The 19,243-nt window shown below is 26.0% G+C and carries 20 protein-coding genes; 9 read left to right on the forward strand and 11 right to left on the reverse strand.

The window, feature by feature from the left end; translation table 11 throughout:
- Positions 1 to 4: 4 nt before the first annotated feature.
- The 8 genes from ADFLV_RS00865 to ADFLV_RS00900 are packed head-to-tail and all read left to right on the forward strand — an operon-like array spanning position 5 to position 9,897.
- Positions 5 to 1,663, forward strand: a complete 1,659-nt coding sequence (locus tag ADFLV_RS00865; protein ID WP_129011720.1) for a hypothetical protein — start codon at positions 5 to 7, stop codon at positions 1,661 to 1,663.
- Between the two features lie 2 nt (positions 1,664 to 1,665).
- Positions 1,666 to 2,682, forward strand: coding sequence for a hypothetical protein (locus tag ADFLV_RS00870; protein ID WP_014472895.1), 1,017 nt, complete (start codon positions 1,666 to 1,668; stop codon positions 2,680 to 2,682).
- Positions 2,683 to 2,694: 12 nt separating this feature from the next.
- Positions 2,695 to 4,386, forward strand: coding sequence for a GspE/PulE family protein (locus ADFLV_RS00875; protein WP_014472896.1), 1,692 nt, complete (start codon positions 2,695 to 2,697; stop codon positions 4,384 to 4,386).
- On the forward strand, positions 4,374 to 5,123 hold the full coding sequence (locus tag ADFLV_RS00880) for a hypothetical protein (RefSeq protein WP_129011721.1): 750 nt from the start codon (positions 4,374 to 4,376) through the stop codon (positions 5,121 to 5,123). Before ADFLV_RS00875 ends, ADFLV_RS00880 begins: the two co-directional genes overlap by 13 nt.
- A complete protein-coding gene (locus tag ADFLV_RS00885) occupies positions 5,120 to 5,611 on the forward strand; it encodes a hypothetical protein (RefSeq protein WP_041654611.1) in 492 nt (163 codons plus the stop codon). The genes ADFLV_RS00880 and ADFLV_RS00885 overlap by 4 nt, the downstream gene beginning before the upstream one ends.
- Positions 5,608 to 7,782 (forward strand): RCC1 domain-containing protein, encoded by a 2,175-nt coding sequence (locus ADFLV_RS00890; protein ID WP_129011722.1) that lies wholly within the window; start codon positions 5,608 to 5,610, stop codon positions 7,780 to 7,782. Before ADFLV_RS00885 ends, ADFLV_RS00890 begins: the two co-directional genes overlap by 4 nt.
- Before the next feature lie 18 nt (positions 7,783 to 7,800).
- Positions 7,801 to 8,802, forward strand: coding sequence for an SH3 domain-containing protein (locus ADFLV_RS00895; RefSeq protein ID WP_129011724.1), 1,002 nt, complete (start codon positions 7,801 to 7,803; stop codon positions 8,800 to 8,802).
- Positions 8,803 to 8,811: 9 nt separating this feature from the next.
- The gene (locus ADFLV_RS00900) at positions 8,812 to 9,897 is read left to right on the forward strand and encodes a hypothetical protein (RefSeq protein ID WP_014472901.1); all 1,086 of its coding nucleotides are present in this window, start codon (positions 8,812 to 8,814) and stop codon (positions 9,895 to 9,897) included.
- Positions 9,898 to 9,914: 17 nt separating this feature from the next.
- Here ADFLV_RS00900 and purT read toward each other — a convergent pair whose 3' ends face one another.
- The 5 genes from purT to ADFLV_RS00925 are packed head-to-tail and all read right to left on the reverse strand — an operon-like array spanning position 9,915 to position 13,799.
- The gene (gene purT, locus ADFLV_RS00905) at positions 9,915 to 11,084 is read right to left on the reverse strand and encodes a formate-dependent phosphoribosylglycinamide formyltransferase (protein WP_129011725.1); all 1,170 of its coding nucleotides are present in this window, start codon (positions 11,082 to 11,084) and stop codon (positions 9,915 to 9,917) included.
- A gap of 18 nt (positions 11,085 to 11,102) precedes the next feature.
- Positions 11,103 to 11,861: a glucosaminidase domain-containing protein gene (locus ADFLV_RS00910; RefSeq protein ID WP_129011726.1), complete on the reverse strand. Its 759-nt coding sequence runs from the start codon at positions 11,859 to 11,861 to the stop codon at positions 11,103 to 11,105.
- A gap of 10 nt (positions 11,862 to 11,871) precedes the next feature.
- A complete protein-coding gene (dapF, locus tag ADFLV_RS00915) occupies positions 11,872 to 12,612 on the reverse strand; it encodes a diaminopimelate epimerase (RefSeq protein ID WP_129011727.1) in 741 nt (246 codons plus the stop codon).
- A complete protein-coding gene (gene coaE, locus ADFLV_RS00920; protein ID WP_129011728.1) occupies positions 12,609 to 13,199 on the reverse strand; it encodes a dephospho-CoA kinase in 591 nt (196 codons plus the stop codon). Before coaE ends, dapF begins: the two co-directional genes overlap by 4 nt.
- Before the next feature lie 51 nt (positions 13,200 to 13,250).
- Positions 13,251 to 13,799, reverse strand: coding sequence for a spermine/spermidine synthase domain-containing protein (locus ADFLV_RS00925; protein WP_129011729.1), 549 nt, complete (start codon positions 13,797 to 13,799; stop codon positions 13,251 to 13,253).
- Positions 13,800 to 13,898: 99 nt separating this feature from the next.
- Between ADFLV_RS00925 and purM the strand changes: the two genes are divergently transcribed.
- Positions 13,899 to 14,894, forward strand: coding sequence for a phosphoribosylformylglycinamidine cyclo-ligase (purM, locus tag ADFLV_RS00930; protein ID WP_129011730.1), 996 nt, complete (start codon positions 13,899 to 13,901; stop codon positions 14,892 to 14,894).
- A 41-nt stretch (positions 14,895 to 14,935) separates the two neighbouring features.
- Here purM and ADFLV_RS00935 read toward each other — a convergent pair whose 3' ends face one another.
- From ADFLV_RS00935 to ADFLV_RS00960, 6 genes are all read right to left on the reverse strand, one after another.
- Positions 14,936 to 15,964 (reverse strand): glyceraldehyde 3-phosphate dehydrogenase NAD-binding domain-containing protein, encoded by a 1,029-nt coding sequence (locus ADFLV_RS00935; protein WP_129011731.1) that lies wholly within the window; start codon positions 15,962 to 15,964, stop codon positions 14,936 to 14,938.
- A gap of 59 nt (positions 15,965 to 16,023) precedes the next feature.
- On the reverse strand, positions 16,024 to 16,722 hold the full coding sequence (locus tag ADFLV_RS00940; RefSeq protein WP_129011732.1) for a pirin family protein: 699 nt from the start codon (positions 16,720 to 16,722) through the stop codon (positions 16,024 to 16,026).
- A gap of 3 nt (positions 16,723 to 16,725) precedes the next feature.
- Positions 16,726 to 17,229 (reverse strand): NADPH-dependent FMN reductase, encoded by a 504-nt coding sequence (locus tag ADFLV_RS00945; RefSeq protein ID WP_129011733.1) that lies wholly within the window; start codon positions 17,227 to 17,229, stop codon positions 16,726 to 16,728.
- Entirely contained in the window at positions 17,220 to 18,017 is a 798-nt protein-coding gene (locus tag ADFLV_RS00950) for a DODA-type extradiol aromatic ring-opening family dioxygenase (protein ID WP_129011734.1), read from the reverse strand. Before ADFLV_RS00950 ends, ADFLV_RS00945 begins: the two co-directional genes overlap by 10 nt.
- 21 nt (positions 18,018 to 18,038) lie before the next feature.
- Positions 18,039 to 18,605 carry a YceI family protein gene (locus tag ADFLV_RS00955; RefSeq protein WP_014472912.1) on the reverse strand — a complete coding sequence of 189 codons (567 nt, stop codon included), beginning with the start codon at positions 18,603 to 18,605 and terminating at the stop codon, positions 18,039 to 18,041.
- A 62-nt stretch (positions 18,606 to 18,667) separates the two neighbouring features.
- A complete protein-coding gene (locus ADFLV_RS00960; RefSeq protein ID WP_129011735.1) occupies positions 18,668 to 19,120 on the reverse strand; it encodes a MarR family winged helix-turn-helix transcriptional regulator in 453 nt (150 codons plus the stop codon).
- Positions 19,121 to 19,243: the final 123 nt, after the last annotated feature.

Here is a 19,243-nt window from a genome sequence, read left to right on the forward strand (position 1 = left end):
TATTTTGAAAAATTATAAAAATTTATTATTTTTAGGCACACTCTTTTTTCTACTTGGTGGTTGTAGTTCAAAAAGTTATCATGATGAAATGATAGATAAAACTAAACAATCTTTTGATAAGAAAGATTATAATGAACTAAAAGAGTCATATTCAGCTTCTTTGGTAGATGAAAAAAATAAATCAAAAGAGTTTATTTCCATTTTAGAAGATAAATCTTTAGGTGATATACTAAAAGAGATGGAAGTAATAGATGGTAATTTTTATTATTTAAAAAGTAGTGATGTATTAATTCCAAAAAGTAGAATAAAAATTCATAATATAACAGAGTTAAATCAGTATTTAAATGCAGTTTTAGATAAAGAACTTTTCATCAAAAAGAATGGTTCAATTTATTTAGTAAAACTATTAAGTACAAGTGAAACAAAAAAACAATCAATAGAACACATTCCATTTAAACTTGATGGTCAAATCTCAGTAGAAGAGCTAATTAAACTAATAACTGCTGAATCAGGTTATGAAGTGACTATTGGAAATTATATAGATAATAGAGATGATTTTCAAAATAGTATAGTAAGTATTAGTTCAAAAAACTTGAAAGATGCTTTAAACTCTTTAGGACATGCAAAAGATGTATTTGTTGATATAGATTATGATAAAGAAGTTATAAATATAACTAGATATAAAGATTCTGTAATAGAGTTAAATATCCCTCTTTTAGATATAAAATCATCAAGTCAAACTTCAAATCAAGAAACAACAGGTGAGAGTAAAGTAGAAAATAATGCACAAATTGTTTTATATGATGAACTAGACAAAATGTTAAAAAATATAATTTCAAATGATAAAATATCAACTTATCATATAGATAAAGCAAGTGGTTTGGTATTTTTAAAATCAACAAAATCAATAGAAAATACAGTAAGAGCAGTAGCAAAAGCTTATGAATCAACATTTTCAAAAGAAGCTGTTATAGAGTTTGAAAGAATAGAGTTACTATTAAATAAAAATAGAGAATATGGAATAGGAAGTATAACTGATGATAGACAAACAAATGCAGGAGCAGGAGTTGTTAGAGAAATAGGAACAGGTGGAGCAATTAATTTTACAAGTGATAATCTAACAAGACTTTTAAAAATCACTGCAACTGCAAATAATGAAATAGGAAAAATATTAAATTACAGTAAAAATATGTTGGTATTAAAAAATAATATCCCAACAGTACAATCAATTACAGATAATACAGATTATGTTGAAAAAATAGAAACAACAATCGATTCTGACACAAATACAAGAACTTCTGATGTTACAGTTAATACTTTAAAAGAAGGTACTTCAATAACTGCAATGGCAAAGATATCAAGAGATAAGATATTTTTAAATATTACTCCTACAATAAAAAAACTTATTGAATTTGGAGAAGTTAGTGTTGATGGAACAATGATAAAATTACCACAATACAACGACCAAAGTTATAATATTTCAAGAGAGATAAGATTAGGTGAAACATCAATTGTTGGATCAATTATTGTTCATGATGACACAAAAAATTATCAAGGAATTTTGCCAGTTGAAGGTTTTGCAATAGGTGGAAGTGATTCAAAATCTTATGTAAGACGTGAAATAGTTTATGTAGTTACTCTTAAAAATATAAAAGGCTTTTAATAATGAGTATGTTTGCTGATCCATATGAACAATTTTTACTTGATTATCTTGTAACAAAACTTGAAAATGGTTCTAATACAAGAAGAGCATTATTGTTGTATAGTGAACAAATTACAAGAGAAACAAACTTCAAAAAAAGATTAATGGCTGCTATAAAAGATATGGAATTAGGAAAACATAAACTAGAAGCAATTTTGCATAAACATAAGTTTTTAAATAGTTTCCAATTTAGTTTAGTTGTTAATAGTACAAATACAATTGATGGATTAAAACTGGTATTATCTTTTAAAAAGGCAAATTCAAATTTGATAATGAAGATGATTAACCCAATTTTTGTTCCTTTATCTATCATTATTGGAACTTTCTATGGTTTGATTTTATATCTTGATATTCTACAAAAAGATTTACTTCAATTAAGAAAATTAAATCCTGATGTTGAGCAATTTTTAGGAATACCAAAATATTTTACATATGATGTTGCTTATATAGGATTAGGTATTTCCATATTTGTTACTGCATTTATATTTTTTGGATATTTATACACTGAAAAATATAAGCCAGCTTGGTTATATAAAGTATTTAAAACACAAGCATTTTCAGATGGAAGATTTATGTTTAGAATTTTAAATGGAATGCTTAGTGCTGGTATTTCTTTTCATAAAACTTCATTGATTTTATCAAAAGATTATTTCAAAGATGGATTTAGACCATTTTTCAAAGATTTAGCTGAAATGATAAATAAAAATAAGAAATTGTTTATTATGTTTGAAAGATATAATTTTCCTGCAATTATCACAGCAGATATAAAACTATCAGAACTTAGTAAAACAAGTTTTTCAGAAGTGACAAAAGCTTTATATCAAACTTGCGACACAATGTATGAAAAAAATATCAATTATATGGTTTTGCAATGGAAATTTCTATTTTGGATGATTGCAATGTTAGTTACAGTAATAATAGGTTCTGATGTTATAAATTTAGTAATTAGTACCTTTACATTTAAAACTTTATATCAATAAAAGACAGAAGATATGATAAAAAAAATAGTAACTACTTTAAAAAATGTACCAAACTTTAGTTTTATGAAAAAAGATAAAAAGAAAAAAGCTAATAAAAAAGATTTTCTAAACGAGATAAATTTTAAAAGTTTTTTTGAAAAACAAAAAAAATCAATTTATGATTTTATAGGTAAAAGTGACGACCCAGATACTCACTTATCAAATGTAATTGAAGATATGATAAAAGATAAATTTCACCTAAAAGGTGGATATGGAGATTTAATTGCAAATGAAGAAAAATATGAACAATTTGTAAGAACTTTGGGTTATGAGTATTATGCAACTTATAATGAGTTATCAAAATATTATCAAGATACTTCTTTTCAATTAGATGAAAAAAAACTTGAATTTTGTACAACAATGTATATTATTACATTGGAAGATAAAAAGAATAAAAATAAAGTTTTAGGTATTAGAGATGTTGTAAATCTTGATTTTGAAATTTTAAGTAAGTTTTATTTTACAAAAATCGTAGTTTTAGGTGAGGGCGTTTTATCTTCAGTATTTGGAGAAGATAGAGAGATTATTTTTAGTTCAAATAGTGATACTGAAAATGACGAAGAGATAAATAAATATTTTGACAAAATGATGGGGCAAGCTATTTTACTTGGAGCTTCTGATATTCACATACAAAAAACAAGTAGATATGCATCTTTATGGTTTAGAATAGATGGTATAAAAGTTGATATGGGAACAATGCCAATTACTATTGCAAAAACAGTAAAAAGAAGATTGGTAACCATGGCAGATCAAGAAGATTCTGATTATGAATCAATTAATGGTGTTATAAATTATGAATATGGTAAAAAAAATATCAAATTTAGACTTGGGCTTATAAACTCAAAATTAAATTTTTCTTTAGTTATGAGGATGATTGGTGGACGTGGAGTTGTTTCTCATAATCTAAGAGGATTAAATTATCCACAAGAAACAGTTGATATTTTATCAAACTTAACAAAATATGCAAATGGAATGATATTAATCACAGGACAAGTTGGTTCAGGAAAAACTCACTTGATGTATGCACTTTTACAACAATTAGCAAAACAACAACAATATGTTATAACTATTGAAGATCCAGTTGAGTATGTGGATGAATCATTTTTCCAAATTGATTTATCTGAGTTTGCAAGTGCAAGTGAAGAGTTCAAATATGGTTATCCAGAAGCCGTAGTTGATATTTTAAGACAAGATTCAAATATTATACTTATTGGAGAAACAAGAGAACCTCAAACGGCATCTCAACTTGTTAATGCTTCTAACTTAGGTCAGTTGGTATTCTCAACTATGCATACTAACTCTGCTCCTGCAACAGTTTCAAGGATGACAAGTTCTCTTGGAATTAATGAAGGGGATATTATAGATAACTTAAGAGGAATAGTGTCTCAAAGATTAGTTAGAAAACTTTGTAGTTATTGTAAAGAACCAGATGGTGAAGGTGGTTATAAAAAAGTTGGTTGTGATGAGTGTAATAATACTGGATTTAAAGATAGGGTACCAATTGCTGAGGTTATTAGATTTAAACTTGGACATGGTGGAGATTTTGATAATCCAGCAGAATATATGACAGTAGAAAAAGCTGCAATGGCTCAATATAATGAGGGACTAATAACAAAAGAGGATGCAGTAGCTATCATCAGAGGAGAAGAAGTATGGTACGATTAGTAATTACTGATTTTGCAACAAAAGAAGATAGTGAATTTTTTTATATAAATGATGAATTTGATATTTCTCAAAATATGTTCACATATCAATCTTTTAAGAAATATAGTGTTTATTTATCTAAATATACTAATGATGAAATATACTCTTTAAATCTATTATCAAGAAAATATTTAGGGAAAAATCAATTTCTAATCCATATTGCTGATGGAGAATATGTAATTTTATTTAATCATAAAACAGTTTATTCTGCAAAAATAAACCAAAATTTTATTACAGATGATATGATTAAATCGATTTTGATTACAAAACATATTGCAATGCTTTCAAGTGGTGGAGCAATAGAAAATATCTATTATGTAATTAATTCAAAATATAAATGTGCAATAGAAAATATTTTGAAACAAAATACAAAAAATGAAAAACAAGAAGTTGTTGCAAAATCATTGGGAGAGATGGAAGAGCTAGTAAAACCTTTAAAAGAGTTAGATACTACAAAATCACATATAACAAAATTGGTTTATATGTCTTTATTGTTAGGTGCTAGCTTTTGGATAATATTTTTTGGATTAAAAACAATAACAGATAAAGTATTTTATATTGAGCCTTTAGAAAATTTAAATCGAGAGTTGAAAATAGAAACACAGTTAGCAAAAAGGCAACAAATATTATTGAATGATAATCAAAAAAAATATAAAGATTTAACTGATTGTATAAGTAAAAATGAGGTAGTTAAATGATTAGTCTTAGTAATAAACTTATATTAAATATTAGTAAAATAGTTATATCAACATTAGTTATATACTCAGCTTTATACATAACTTTTAGAGCAATGAATTATTATAAAAGCTATTATGAAAAAGAAAAACTAACAAACGAACTTCAAGTTAAAAGAGAAGAAACAAACTCTTTGAAAACAAAAGTAAATGAAGCAAAAAAAAGAATTCAAAATTTAGAAAAGAGTTATATAACAAAAGAGGAATTAGAACCAAAAGTAAAAGAGATATTTAAGAGAATGTCTTTAGTTGATTATCAATTAAATTATATAGATGCCAAAAAAATGTGTATTGATAGATATATAATAGTAGCAAGAATACATACTGAAAGTGAAAATGGATTAAAAGCAGCGGAGGGAATTTTATCATATTTAGGAGAGATTAAAAAAAGTGATAAAGATGACTCTTTATATTTTGTAAATTATATTTCAAAAGCGAAGGAAATAAAATGAGATTTAATTTAAAATCATTTTTCCTTTTATTCCTTTTTATAAGTGTATTAAATGCAGATAATAATGTAGATACTTTGACTTTAACAAAAATTAAAAAACTTGTGCAAAAAGAAGAAGAAATTGCAATTGCCTATAAAAAATATATTTTAGAAAAAGGTGAAAATCCAACTAATATATCTAGTTTATTAATAGATAATTATTTACCAAAGGGATTTAGTACAATAAATCCATTTGGTAAAATAATTAGTTTAATAGAAGATAATAAAATAGAAAGTTCATTGCCAGAGGATATGAATTTAAAATCAAATTTATATGATTATTACTATTCAAATAAGTATAGAACCTATACAAAAGCTCCATTAAAAATAAAAAAAGATGATAAAGATAATAATGATGAAGTTGGAATCTTATTATCATCTAAAGAGAAATTTATTTATTCAAATAAATCAAAAATTACTACAACTAAAGAAGATGCAAAAGATAAATATTTTTTAGATTCAAAAGGTGTTTTACATTGGTATGATGCTTCAGGAAAATATAAATTTTCATTTGATAATGAATTACTTCTTGATGAAAGTGTGACTTTATTAAATGATGATGGAACAGTTAATACAGAGTATAAAAATTTGGTAAGTGATGTCTCTTTTGCTGGAATGACAGTATTACATAAAAATGCAACTTCAAATACAGCAGATGAATATATTATGATAGGTTCATCAAATGCAGTAAAAGTTAAACAGATAACAAGAGATATAGGAAAAACAATAATTCAATTTACAAGACGTGCAGGTGGAATGATAATAAATGGAGATATCTATACGTGGGGAAATAATGCAAATAAAATTACAGGTATAGATATAGAAAAATTTACACAAGGTAATGGATTAGCAGGTTCCTATAAAAATTTCCCTGTAATTACAGGACTTGTAAGAGCAAAAGTAAAGACATATAATACAAGTTTAGATAATCAGAATTATTTTTCTTCACCACTAAGACCTAAATTTATAGATTTTTTTAGCACAGTTTATCATGGAACTTGTGGTATTTCTACAAAAGGTGAATTGTATTGTGGTGGAGTGACTGCAGATAGCACAACTTCAATGTACACACAACTAGACACAAATAATCAAAGTAATCCCAAAGAGATGTTTTATAGAAGTAAATATTTTGATGGAACAGCTGATAAAAAAGCAACAAAAATATTTGCAAATAATCAAATTTGGTTGATTTTAGCTAATACTGATGTTGATGCAAATGGAAATTATCAAAATGGAAGAATTTATCGATGGGGTTATGATTTTGCAGGTTTTGCAGGTGATGGAGGAAAATCATATAATAATAAAAATAATCCTACAGAAATAAGTGTAACAGAAAATAATACAAAAGTATTATTTAAAGATATAACTTATTTATTGACAATTGGATATAGAAAAATGGCTGCATTATCTAATAATGGAAATGTATATCTTTGGGGATTAGATAATTATTATAATTACAGTTGTAAGCAAAAAATAAATAATACGACAGTAAATCTATGTAGTCCTTTAAAAGTTGATTCAGATATTGTATTTGCTTCTATTCAAGGAGGCTTAAATGCTTTTGTTGCAAAAGGTGAAGATGAAAAGTATTATAAAATAAGTCAAGCATGGGGAAAAGAGGTAAAAGTTGAATCAGTTGAAGAACTAATAAAAACAAATTATGATAGTCAATACGATAAAGATAATGATAGTGAACTTATATCAGTTGATTTTACTTCTAACGGAATAGTATGGATAAATAGTAAGAATAAATTAAAGGGAGACTATTATACAAGTGAAAATGAATCAAATCCTATATTTAAGGATTCAATATCAAAAATTCAATGGAAAAAAATAAAAGTAATTGAAGATGATAATGGAATGTGTGGAATAGATATATATAATCAAATGTATTGTTGGGGAATACAATCTTTTTATCGTTCTGGCTATGCAGATGGTAATACTTTTATGATACCTGTATTTAATACAAATTTGTATGATTTAGATAGAGATTTTTTAGTAGCAGAAGGTGGAGATAATTATCTTACAAACATGACATCAGATGAATGGACAACAAATGATTCAAAAAAACCATTTTTTATAAAATATCCTACATATATAGGTGGATTTAATTATGAGTTTATATTTAAATAAAAATTTAAAAGGGAAAATATGAAGAGAATAAGTATAATTTTATTGGGGTTATTTACAGCATTTAGTCTTTATGCAGAAGAACAAAATATGCAAAATATTGATAAGTTGGATGTTTTAGATCAACAATCTAAAGAGTTTTTTAAAGCAATTACAGGACTTGAAAAAGATTATTTAGAAGAACAGGTTAATACAATCAAAAATAAAGAAAATATGCCAAATCAAAATCCAGTAAATCAACCTCAAACTATTATAAAAGAGGAACCAAAATTATCCCAAGAAGATTATGAAAAAAATGTATTTACTCATCAAAATGAAATGGCAAGACTAACAACAGATTTTACAAGAACTAAAAAATTAAAAGATTTGAGAATTAAAAGTATGTACTCTTTTAATGGAAAAGATTATGTTGTTTTAGAGTTGAGTGACGAAGCAAATTCAAATAAACAAAACAATCAAAAATCAGAATTAAGTGCAAATATAGAAGGAAGATATGTAGAAGGTGATAATATTTTAGGGCATAAAATAATCGATATTAATACAAGAACAAAAAGTGTAGAGTTGTATAAAAAACTTGATGAAGAGTATGGATACACTATTTATTTAAGTAATTATGGTATATCAGTAAGTGATTTAAAGAAAACAGAAAAAAAAGAAGAAAATAAAACTACTGAGAATAATAAAAATAAAAAAATAGAAAATGAACAAGAAAAACCTACTATAAAAAAAGCTTTTGAAAATGTGCAAACAGAGACTAAATTAACAAAAGAAGAACTTTCAAATTGTTTATACACAGTAAAAAAATATAACTTAAATGTAAGAAATGAAAATGATTTAAATGCTAAAATCTTAAGAGTTTTAAAAATAAATGATCAATTTACGATTAATAAAAAAGATAAAGATTGGGTACAAATAAATACAATTTATAAAAAAATCTCAGGTGATGTGATGGATGTATCAAAAGAGAGTAACTGGGTGCAAGTAAGTGATGGAACTGTAAGTGCTACAAGTAATTGTAAATAGGAAATAAAATTGGAAAATCTATACGATTATAAATCAGAAATTTCAAAAAACATTGAAAAAATATCAAATGAAGTTTTTATATTAAAAGCAAAATATAACAAGTTTTTTAATATAGAAGAGATATTTTCTAGTGAAAATGGTGGAAAAACTAGATTAAATAGACAAATATTCAATGAAAATCATGAAAATATTCAAACATCTATTTTGGAAATAAGTTTATGTATAGATGAAATTATTGGCATTTTAAAAGAAGAAATGAAAAAGTTATTGGCAAAATATCATCAATTCGATAAAGTTGAGTTAGTAAATTTTATTTTTGATGATAAAAATTTTTTAGAAATATTAGCTTTGGATTTAGAAACTTTTGGAATAAAAGGTGAAAATAAGAAAAAATGTCTAAATGAGATAAAAGAGCTGATAAATTTAAAAAATAAAATATTCAATCTAAAATATTTTATTGATATGTTTGATACAAATATATTTGATAAATATATCAATAGATTAGGTGTTGAAGATTTAATTAATAGTACTATTATTTTTGAAATTATTGATTCTTATGCTTTACAATTTGAAGAAGTAAAAAAATTTGCAGAACAAATAACTACGTTAGGGATGTTGAATGAAAAAGTAATAAATCTAAATAGTTTTAATAATTTACTTGAACTACATAAAAGACGAGTTGATAATTATGTTTATGCAGGAATAAAATATAAGATTTTTGTTGAGTATAGTTGTGAAACAAATTTAAATAAATCAATTTATCTTAATAAAGCTTATTTGGAAAATATATTATCAGCTTTAATTGAACAATCTTCTATGGATGTTGTAAAAAAAGAGTTAAAAAAAGGAAAGATACAAAAACAAATAGATGTAAATATAACTTTAAATAAAAATACTTTCCAAATAGTAGTAAAAAATAATGGTTTTGAAGTAAGAAATATTTATAATTTGTTTCTATCAGATGTTGATAATAAATATATTTTAGAAGCTAAAAATCTTTCAAATCTAATAAATGCAAAATTTGATATTACAGTAATTGACAACGAAGGTATGCAATATACTGTAACTCAAGTTTTAAAAAATACAGTACGATAACAAAAGGATTATCCCTTTTAGTTATCTTTGAAATTTCCAATAATCTCTTTTGCTTTTTGTAAAGCTTTGTCACTGCTGTCTTTGTCAAAAGTTAAAGCAACAGCCATTCTTCTTCCTACATGACTTTGTGGTTTTCCAAATACTCTAATAATAGAATCTTTTGTAAATGAAGAATCGAAAATATCAATTTGAGGATTGAAGCTATCACCACTTGCTTTATAAGCAGCACTTGCTCCACAACCATAATTTATAAAATCAACTGGTAAACCTAAAACTGCTCTTACATGAAGTGCAAATTCGCTAGCACTTTGAGTAATCATAGTAACCATTCCAGTATCATGTGGTCTTGGACTTACTTCAGAAAAATAAACATCATCACCTTTTACAAATAGTTCAACTCCAAAAATTCCTCTTCCCCCAAGACCATCAGTAATTGTTTTTGCAATTTCTTGTGATTTTTTAACTGCAATTTCACTCATATTCATTGGTTGCCATGAGAAGATATAATCTCCATCTTTTTGAATATGTCCAATTGGTTCACAAAATACTGTATCTTTACCATTTCTAACTGTTAACATTGTAATTTCATAATCAAAAGTGATAAACTCTTCAACGATTAATTCACTAGCATCACCTCTTGCTTCTTTTGCCATTTCCCATGACTTTTCTAAATCATTTTCACTTCTTGCAACACTTTGACCATGACCTGAAGAACTCATAACAGGTTTAATAACACAAGGAAATCCAATAACATTTGCAGCTTCTTTTAAAGCTTCAAAAGTTGTTACAAATTTATATTTACTTGTTGGAAGTTTTAGTTGCTCTGCTGCAAATTCTCTGATGTTTTTTCTATTCATAGTTTTATTAACTGCATCAGCATTTGGAATTACATGAAATCCCTCTTTTTCAGCATCAAATAAAGCTTGAATATTTATAGCTTCAACCTCTGGCAAGATATAAGTTGGTTTTTCTCTTCTTATAATATCAAGAAGTTGATTTTTATCTTTCATATTGATTGTATATGATTTGTTTGCCACAAGTTGAGCTGGAGCATTGTTGTAACTATCAATAGCAATTGTTTCTATTCCTAATCTTTGAGCTTCAATAACAACTTCTTTTCCAAGTTCTCCACTTCCAAGAAGCATAATTTTTATAGAGTCAGATTTTAATGGTGCTGGAAATTTCATTTTTGTCCTTAATTTAGATTATGATTGATAAAATTGTTTATCAAAGTTTTGTAAATTGTTAACGAGGATTATATCCTTTAATATTTTTAAATACTCTTGTGCAATACCAGAATAATTTAACATTGTTTGTGAAAGTAATAGCCCATCTGGACGTTTTTTATTTTTTCTTTGTTCAAATCTTTTTTCTTGAAAGGCTTTATATGCAAAATTTCTATTTAGATTTAGCATATAAGCACTTACAGACTCTTGTAAACTTTCAAAAACTCTTACAAAATGAGAAGCTCCTAATTTTCTTTGTTTAGGAATCATTCCAAATCTAGGGTCGTAAGTCCAATGTCCAAAAATATTATTTGCTTCTTTTATAAATCTACTTTTACCCCAACCACTCTCTATTACAGCTTGTGATAAAGCAAGAGAAGGTGGAATCACATCTACTTTTTTTAGATACTCTTGTAGAGTGAAAATATTTTTTATTTTATATTTTTGTTTAATTTCAAGAAGTTTTGAGAAAGTTGAAGAATCAAAATCAATGTGTAAAATATTTGATGTTAAAACGTTTTTTATAAATTCTCTATCTTGTAAAATAATCTCATTTTCTTTCTTGACCAATTGATATAAATGTTCGAAGAAATACTCTTTTGCTTTATTGACATCGTCAATTTCATAATACTCTTTTGGTAAACCTTTCGCTAAACAATGACTTTGCATAGAAGCAACTAAACAAAATGTTAGTAAAAGTTTCTTTGAGTTATTGATTAAAAATTTTAATAAATACATAGGCCTCTTGTTAAATATTAGTTGTGAAAACTTTTTTTACAGCACCTTTAAAATAAATAGTACCATCTTTAATTGAAAGAGTTAATTGTTCATTGCTTTTTGGATAAACAAAAGCAGTATCATTTACTAATTTAAGAGTGTTTGCTCTCAAAAAACATGCAGCCATTCCTGTTCCACATGCTAAAGTTTCTCCTTCAACACCACGTTCATAGGTTCTAACTTTTATAATTCCATCTTCAATTTTTGCAAAATTTACATTTGCATTATGTTTATATCTCATTTTTGCGCATAAATTGTGTTCATATAAATTTAAATCATCAACAATAGTTACTAAATGAGGAACTCCCGTATCAACTAAATACCAAGTAAAACCTTCTTCAATAAATTCTTCATTGATAACTTTTGGAGCAGTAAGTTGTGTTTCAACTATCTCATTTTCAATAGTTGATTTTATTAAACCAGCTCCTGTTAAAAATTTTGTTTCATTAGAATTGATTAATCCATTTGTAAAAGCATAATGTGCACAAGCTCTTGTTGCATTTCCACACATAGCTGCATCACTTCCATCACTATTATAAAATAGCCATTTAAAATCTGCTTCATTAGTTGGAACTAATACAACAAATCCATCTGCACCAATTCCTTCTGTTCGATTACATAATCTAATCGCATCAGTTGAATAATCTTTTTCAACAAATGAGTGACAAATGATAAAATCATTTCCACTCGCACTATATTTTGTATATGTCATATAATTTCTCCGATGATTCGTTCTACTTCATCTTGTAAATGTTTTAAATCTTTTGAATTATCAATTACCATATCAGCAAGTCTTTTTTTCTCTTCAATATCCATTTGATTTGAGATTTTTAGTTTTGCTTCATTTTCATCTATATTATCTCGTTTCATAAGTCTTTGGATTTGTAGCTCTTTTGGAGTGTAAATAACTAAAGATTTAGAAATTGGATAATGCATTTTTTCAAAAAATAGCGGAATATCTACAAAATATGGTTTATTTTGCTCTTCAAAAATTTTTGATTCTTTGATTATCTCTTTTTTAATCAAAGGATGAAGTAGAGCTTCAAGTTTTAATTTGTTTTTTTCATTTGAAAAAATGATTTTTCCAAGTTCTTTTCTTAAAACTTTTCCATTTTCTACATACTGTTTTCCAAACATCTCAATAATCTTATCAGAGTTCTCATCTAAGAGTTTATGAGCTATTTTATCAGCATCAATAGTTAGAAAACCATGAAGCTTAAATAGGTTGCAAACAGTACTTTTACCAGTTGAAATTCCGCCTGTTAAAGCGATAGCGTTTTTAAATAAATCATTACTCATAGTATTAATTATACTATAAAAATGATTTATTTATATTAAATAGGAGAATTTTTATCTTTTAGCAATACCAGTTAAAGCTCTAAACTCATGTGCTGGAAATACAAATGAAGCATTGTGAATCTCTGCTGAATAGTAATCTAAATCATCAAGTAAATCTGCTCTTTGAAGATTTAAATCAGCAGTTGGATGATATTTTTTTGAAGCAATTATTGAAGTATTGTGTCCAAATCTAAATGGCATAGCAATCCAGAATTTTGATCCAACTAATTTCAAATCATCAAACAGTTGTTCTTCATCTTTTGAAAATGCTTTTGAAGCAAAAGCAATTAAACCATCATCTTTTAAAATTCTTTCAATATTTGCTAGCAATAATTCATCAATTTTTACATCTGTTAAAATTATTACATCAATGTTTTTTTCATTTTTTGATGTTAAAAAAGAGGCATCGCCAAATTCAATATTTGAAGTTTTACTATGTTTAGCAGCTTGTGCTTTCATATCTTCATTAGTTGTTCCAATAATTAGAACATTTGAAGCTTCTTTATGAGTACATAATGGTATATGTACCATCATTTCATTAAATGCATTATTATCTTTCATTATATATAGTCCTTAATATTTATAAACATTTTGCTATAATACCAAAAATTTTTTAAAGTAATCGTAGATTAGAAAATAGAATAAGAAAAAAGGTGAATAATGGCAACAGTTAGTTACAAAGATGCTGGAGTTGATATTGATGCTGGAAATCAGTTTGTAGAAAATATCAAACCTTATGTAAAATCAACAATGATTCCAGGAGTTCTTGGTGGAATAGGTTCTTTTGCAGGTGCATTTGAATTACCAAGTGGATATAAAAAACCCGTATTACTTTCAGGAACTGATGGGGTTGGAACAAAGTTAAAACTTGCAATTGACTCAAAAAAATTTGATACAGTAGGTATTGACTTAGTTGCTATGTGTACAAATGATTTATTATGTAACTTTGGAGAACCATTATTTTTCCTAGATTATTATGCAACTGCAAAACTTGAAGTTGAAGAAGCAACACAAGTTGTAAAAGGAATTGCAGAAGGTTGTATTAGAAGTGAGTGTGCATTAGTTGGTGGTGAAACTGCTGAAATGCCAGGAATGTATAAAGAAGGTGATTTCGATTTAGCTGGTTTTTGTGTTGGAATTGCTGAAAAAGATGAATTAAATAGAATTGATAAAATCGCAGTTGGAGATACTTTAATTGCTTTACCATCTTCTGGTGTTCATTCAAATGGATTCTCACTTGTTAGAAAACTTCTTTTAGAAAAATTAGGAATGTCTTTAAATGATGATTTCCAAGGTAAACTACTAAAAGATGTTTTATTAGAACCAACAAGAATTTATGTGAAAGAGTTCAAAGCTAATAAAGATAAAATCAATGCTTTAGCTCATATTACTGGTGGTGGAATTACTGAAAACTTACCAAGAGTTTTACCAGATAATTTTAAAGCTGTAGTTGATAGAAGTAAAATCAAAGTTTTACCAATCTTTGAATTTATGGGACAACATGTAGAACTAGAAGAGATGTATAGAACATTTAATATGGGTGTAGGAATGGTTTTAGTTGTAAACCCAGCAAATGTTGATGCAATTTTAGCTAACACTGATGGATATGTTATTGGACATATTGCTGAGGGTGCAAAAGGTGTAGAGTTTATCTAATTAAGTAAATTTAGATAAATAAAAAAGGTGAGTATAAAAACTCACCCTTTTTTTATTTTTGTATAATATTTCAGAATTTCAACTACTTTTGAAGCATAACCCCACTCATTGTCATACCAAAGTAGAAGTTTTATCATATTATTTTTTACTTCTAAATATCTAAAATCAACAATAGTTGTAAATTTTTCTTTTTTAAAATCACTTGAAACTAAAGGTTCAATATTGTTTAAAACTATTGGAAATTTTTGAGCTTTTTCATAATTTTTAAATAGTTCAATTATTTCATCTTTAGTTGAGGTTTGTTTTGTAAATAAAGTTACATTTATTGCTCCAACTGTATCTGTTGGAACTCTCAGAGAGTTAGATGAGATGAGGTCTTGATTGAATTTTTCTAAAACATAAGAACAAGCTGTTATTGTTGTTGTTTTATTAGGAATAATATTTTGAGTAGAAGAACGACCAAACTCAAAATTACACTCAACATCTCTTGTCGCACTTCCAACAAAACTTCCATCAAGAACTCTTTGATGATTAAGCAGTGGATGAATTGTTACAATATCTCCACAGATAATTTCTTTTGTTTCATCAATCAGTTTAAGTGCTGGAAGTAGGGCTGTTGCATTACATGAACTTGTTGATATGATTTTATGAATTGATGGATTAAGTTTTTTTTCATTTGCACCTAAAATCACATTTATATCAGCTTGTTTATTTGGATGAGTTAAAAATACAGCACTTACTGGAAGTTGATTTAGAAGATTAATATCTTCTTTTTTACCACTTGAATCAATAATAATATCAATATTTGTTAAATCACTTTTATCTAAAGAGTTAAAGTGTGTGATTTTTATTTTAGATTGTGAATTTTGAATATAATTATTTTCAACTATTTCAAATTTATTATCAAGTTTTCCATATGTTGAATCGTAGTTTATTGAATAAACTATATTTTCAATATATGGATTTATATCATTTATTATAACTATTTCAAAATCTTTATAATCTAGTAACTGTTTTAAAACAGCTTTACCAATTCTTCCTGCACCATTTAAAAGTACTTTTATTGCCATAATTTCTTAACCTATACAAATTTTATAATTGGTAGTATAGTTTAATTTTATTTATATAATTATTTCTTTTGCATATCTATAAATAAAATATGGCTTTTTGAAAGAGGTTTAATATTTAATTTATCAATATCTACAATTTCCATTGCATCACCATTTTCTAAAGTAACACCATTTATATTTGAACTTCCTTCAATTTGTACAAAATAGACTTGTCTATCTTTTTTTATATCAAAATCAAACTCTTTATCAAATTCACTTACATAAATATTTATATCTTGATAGATTTTAATTTTACTATCACCTTTTTGTGATGATACGATATTTAATAACTTATTAGTTCTTTCATCTTCTTTAAATCTATGTGAACCATAAAGTCTAGGTAATCCAGCTTTGGGAGGAATAATCCAAATTTGTAAAAGTCTTAAATCTTGGCTTTCATGAAGATTGTGTTCACTATGATAAATACCATCTCCTGCACTTAGATATTGAACTTCACCTCTTTTTAAAGTTTCACTATTTCCCATAGAATCTTTGTGAGTTATCTCACCATTTATAACATAAGAAATAATTTCCATATTAGAATGAGGATGCGTGTCAAATCCACTTTTTGGATGAACTATATCATCATTTAAAACTCTTAAAACTCCAAAGTTTATATTGTTCGGATTTCTATATTCTGCAAAACTAAAATGAAAACGGCTTTCTAACCAACCAAGATTTGATGTTCCCATCTTTTCTTTTGGTAATTTTCTTAACATAATTTACTCCTTAATTAGAGTTTCAAATTGTTCTAAGATTCTTTCTAAACTATCTTCTTGACATTTTCTTTCATAAGTTGTAATTATTTCTCTTGGCATTACAATAGCACCAAGTCTTGTAAATTGACTTCTTAAATCATTTAATAAATCTTGTCCATTACTTCCAGAATGAGTTGCAAGTTGAATCTTTTTCATACTGAATAGCGCCCTAAAATTATCTCCGATTCTTGAAATCCAAGCAATCATATTTACTAAAACAGGTGGTACTCCATAGTTATATTCTGGTGAAACAAAAACATAAGCAGTTGCTTTTTCCATTTGTTTTGCTAAATCAAGTGCAACTTTTGGAATACCATCATTTTGTTCTTTAAAAGTATCATACATTGGTAGATTTAAATCAACTAAGTTTATTATTTTTGAATTTATATTTTTATTTTCAAATTTATCTTTTATCATATTCGCAAGATTCATATTTTCATTTAAACTTGCTACAAAAATTAATACCATCTTAAATCCTTTAAATTTTCTTTATTTTCATCAAAAATGAAACTTTCCATTGAAATGTTTGAATATTGCATTTCACTATTTACTGATTTACCTTTTTTATTATTTGCATTTCCAAAAGCTATAAAAAGGGGTAAAAAATGCTCATTTGAAGGATGGTTTTTACGAAAATTTATGTCAGAAGTAATATTTAATAATCCATCTTCATTGCCATTTTCTATAATATTTTTAATTTTATCACTAAATTCTTTCGCATAGTTTTTAGAAGTTAAATTATAACTCATATCTCCAAGATTATGTGTAACTCCACCACTACAAATAATCATCGCTTCATCTTTAAAAGCTTTTAGTTTTTCACCTAAATTTATTAACTGTGATGGTGAATAAGAATAAGGAATACTTAATTGAAGTACAGGAATATTTAGTTTTTCATATAATAAAGCTAAAACATTCCAAACTCCATGGTCATAACTAATTCTACTCTCATCAATTGAAATATCAATATTCTCTTTTTTTAAAGTGTTGATGAGATTATTAGTTAAATTTTTATCACTATTTATTTCATAAACTACTTTATATAATTCATCTTCAAATCCATAAAAATCATACATAATTTTATTTGCTTCAGGACTTATAATTCTTAAATCATTTGTAACATAGTGAGCTGAAATGATTATTATATATTTTGGTACTTTTAAATTCTTTCCTAATTTCTGAAAATTCTTTTTTGATTTTGAGTCACTTAAAATTATATTTGGTGCTCCGTGTGAAATAAATAGTGTAGGATACATAATTTTATAATTTTAGCTAAATTATTTAGCTAAAATTCCCTCTAATTGAATATCAAGTTTTACAATTTCATCAACTGCAACACCACCAGCTTCTAATACAGTATTGTATTTTAAACCATAATCCATTCTATTAATTTTACCACTTAATCCTAAACCAACTCTTGTATTCCCCCATGGATCTTTTACTGTTCCATTATTTTCTAAATCTAATGTAACATCTTTTGTAACACCTCTCATAGTTAATTTACCATAAGCTTTATCACCATCAACTTTTGATAAAACAAATTTGATGTTATTAAATTCATTTGCAGAAAAGAATTCAGCACTTTTTAAATGAGCATCTCTTTTTTCATTTTCAGTATTGATTGAATTTACATCAATTTCACCAACAAGTGATTTTAATGTTTTTGTTTTTTCATCATATTCGAATGTTCCATTAAATTTATTAAATTTACCAATAACATTTGAAATCATCATATGTTTTACTTTAAATCCAACATTTGAATGACTTACATCAACATTATATGTACCTGCAAAAAGAGCACTTGAAGCGATAACAGAGGCTAATCCTAATTTTAAAAATTTCATTTTTTTATTCCTTATTTTTTTATAATATATTACTAATTAGTACTTTTAAAGCAAAAAAATATTTAATTTGCTTTGTAAACCTTATTTAATAAATCATATAAAGTATCTAATTCCTCATCACTTAAAACTTCTAAAGCTTTATTTAAATTTTTTGCGTGATTTGGGAAAACTTCTTCAATAATATCTTTACCTTTTTGAGTAATTGATAAAATTGATGCTCTACTATCATTTGGGTCTTTTATTGAAGTAATCCATCCATCTCTTTTTAGATTTCTTACAACAACAGTGATATTTCCTGGTGTACTCATTGTTAATTTTGTGATTGAGCCAATATTTAAATCACCTAGATGATATAAAGCTTCTAATACTTTAAATTGATTAAACGTTAGATTATGTTTTGATAAATAATTTACAGTTAAATTGTTGATTTTTAAACTTGTTCTTTCTAATCTAACAACAGTTTTCATAGATTTATCAGTTCTATAACCATAAGATTTTAAACTTTTATTATTCATTTACATACTCCTTGCAGAATTATATTACTAATTAGTAGTAAATGTCAATAGTAAAATGAAAATTTTTAAATTTTTTTGAAAAATATTGCTTAACCAATTAATAAACTATATTTAGATAAAATG

The organism is Arcobacter defluvii, assembly GCF_013201725.1.
In the GTDB taxonomy this organism is placed as follows: domain Bacteria; phylum Campylobacterota; class Campylobacteria; order Campylobacterales; family Arcobacteraceae; genus Aliarcobacter; species Aliarcobacter defluvii.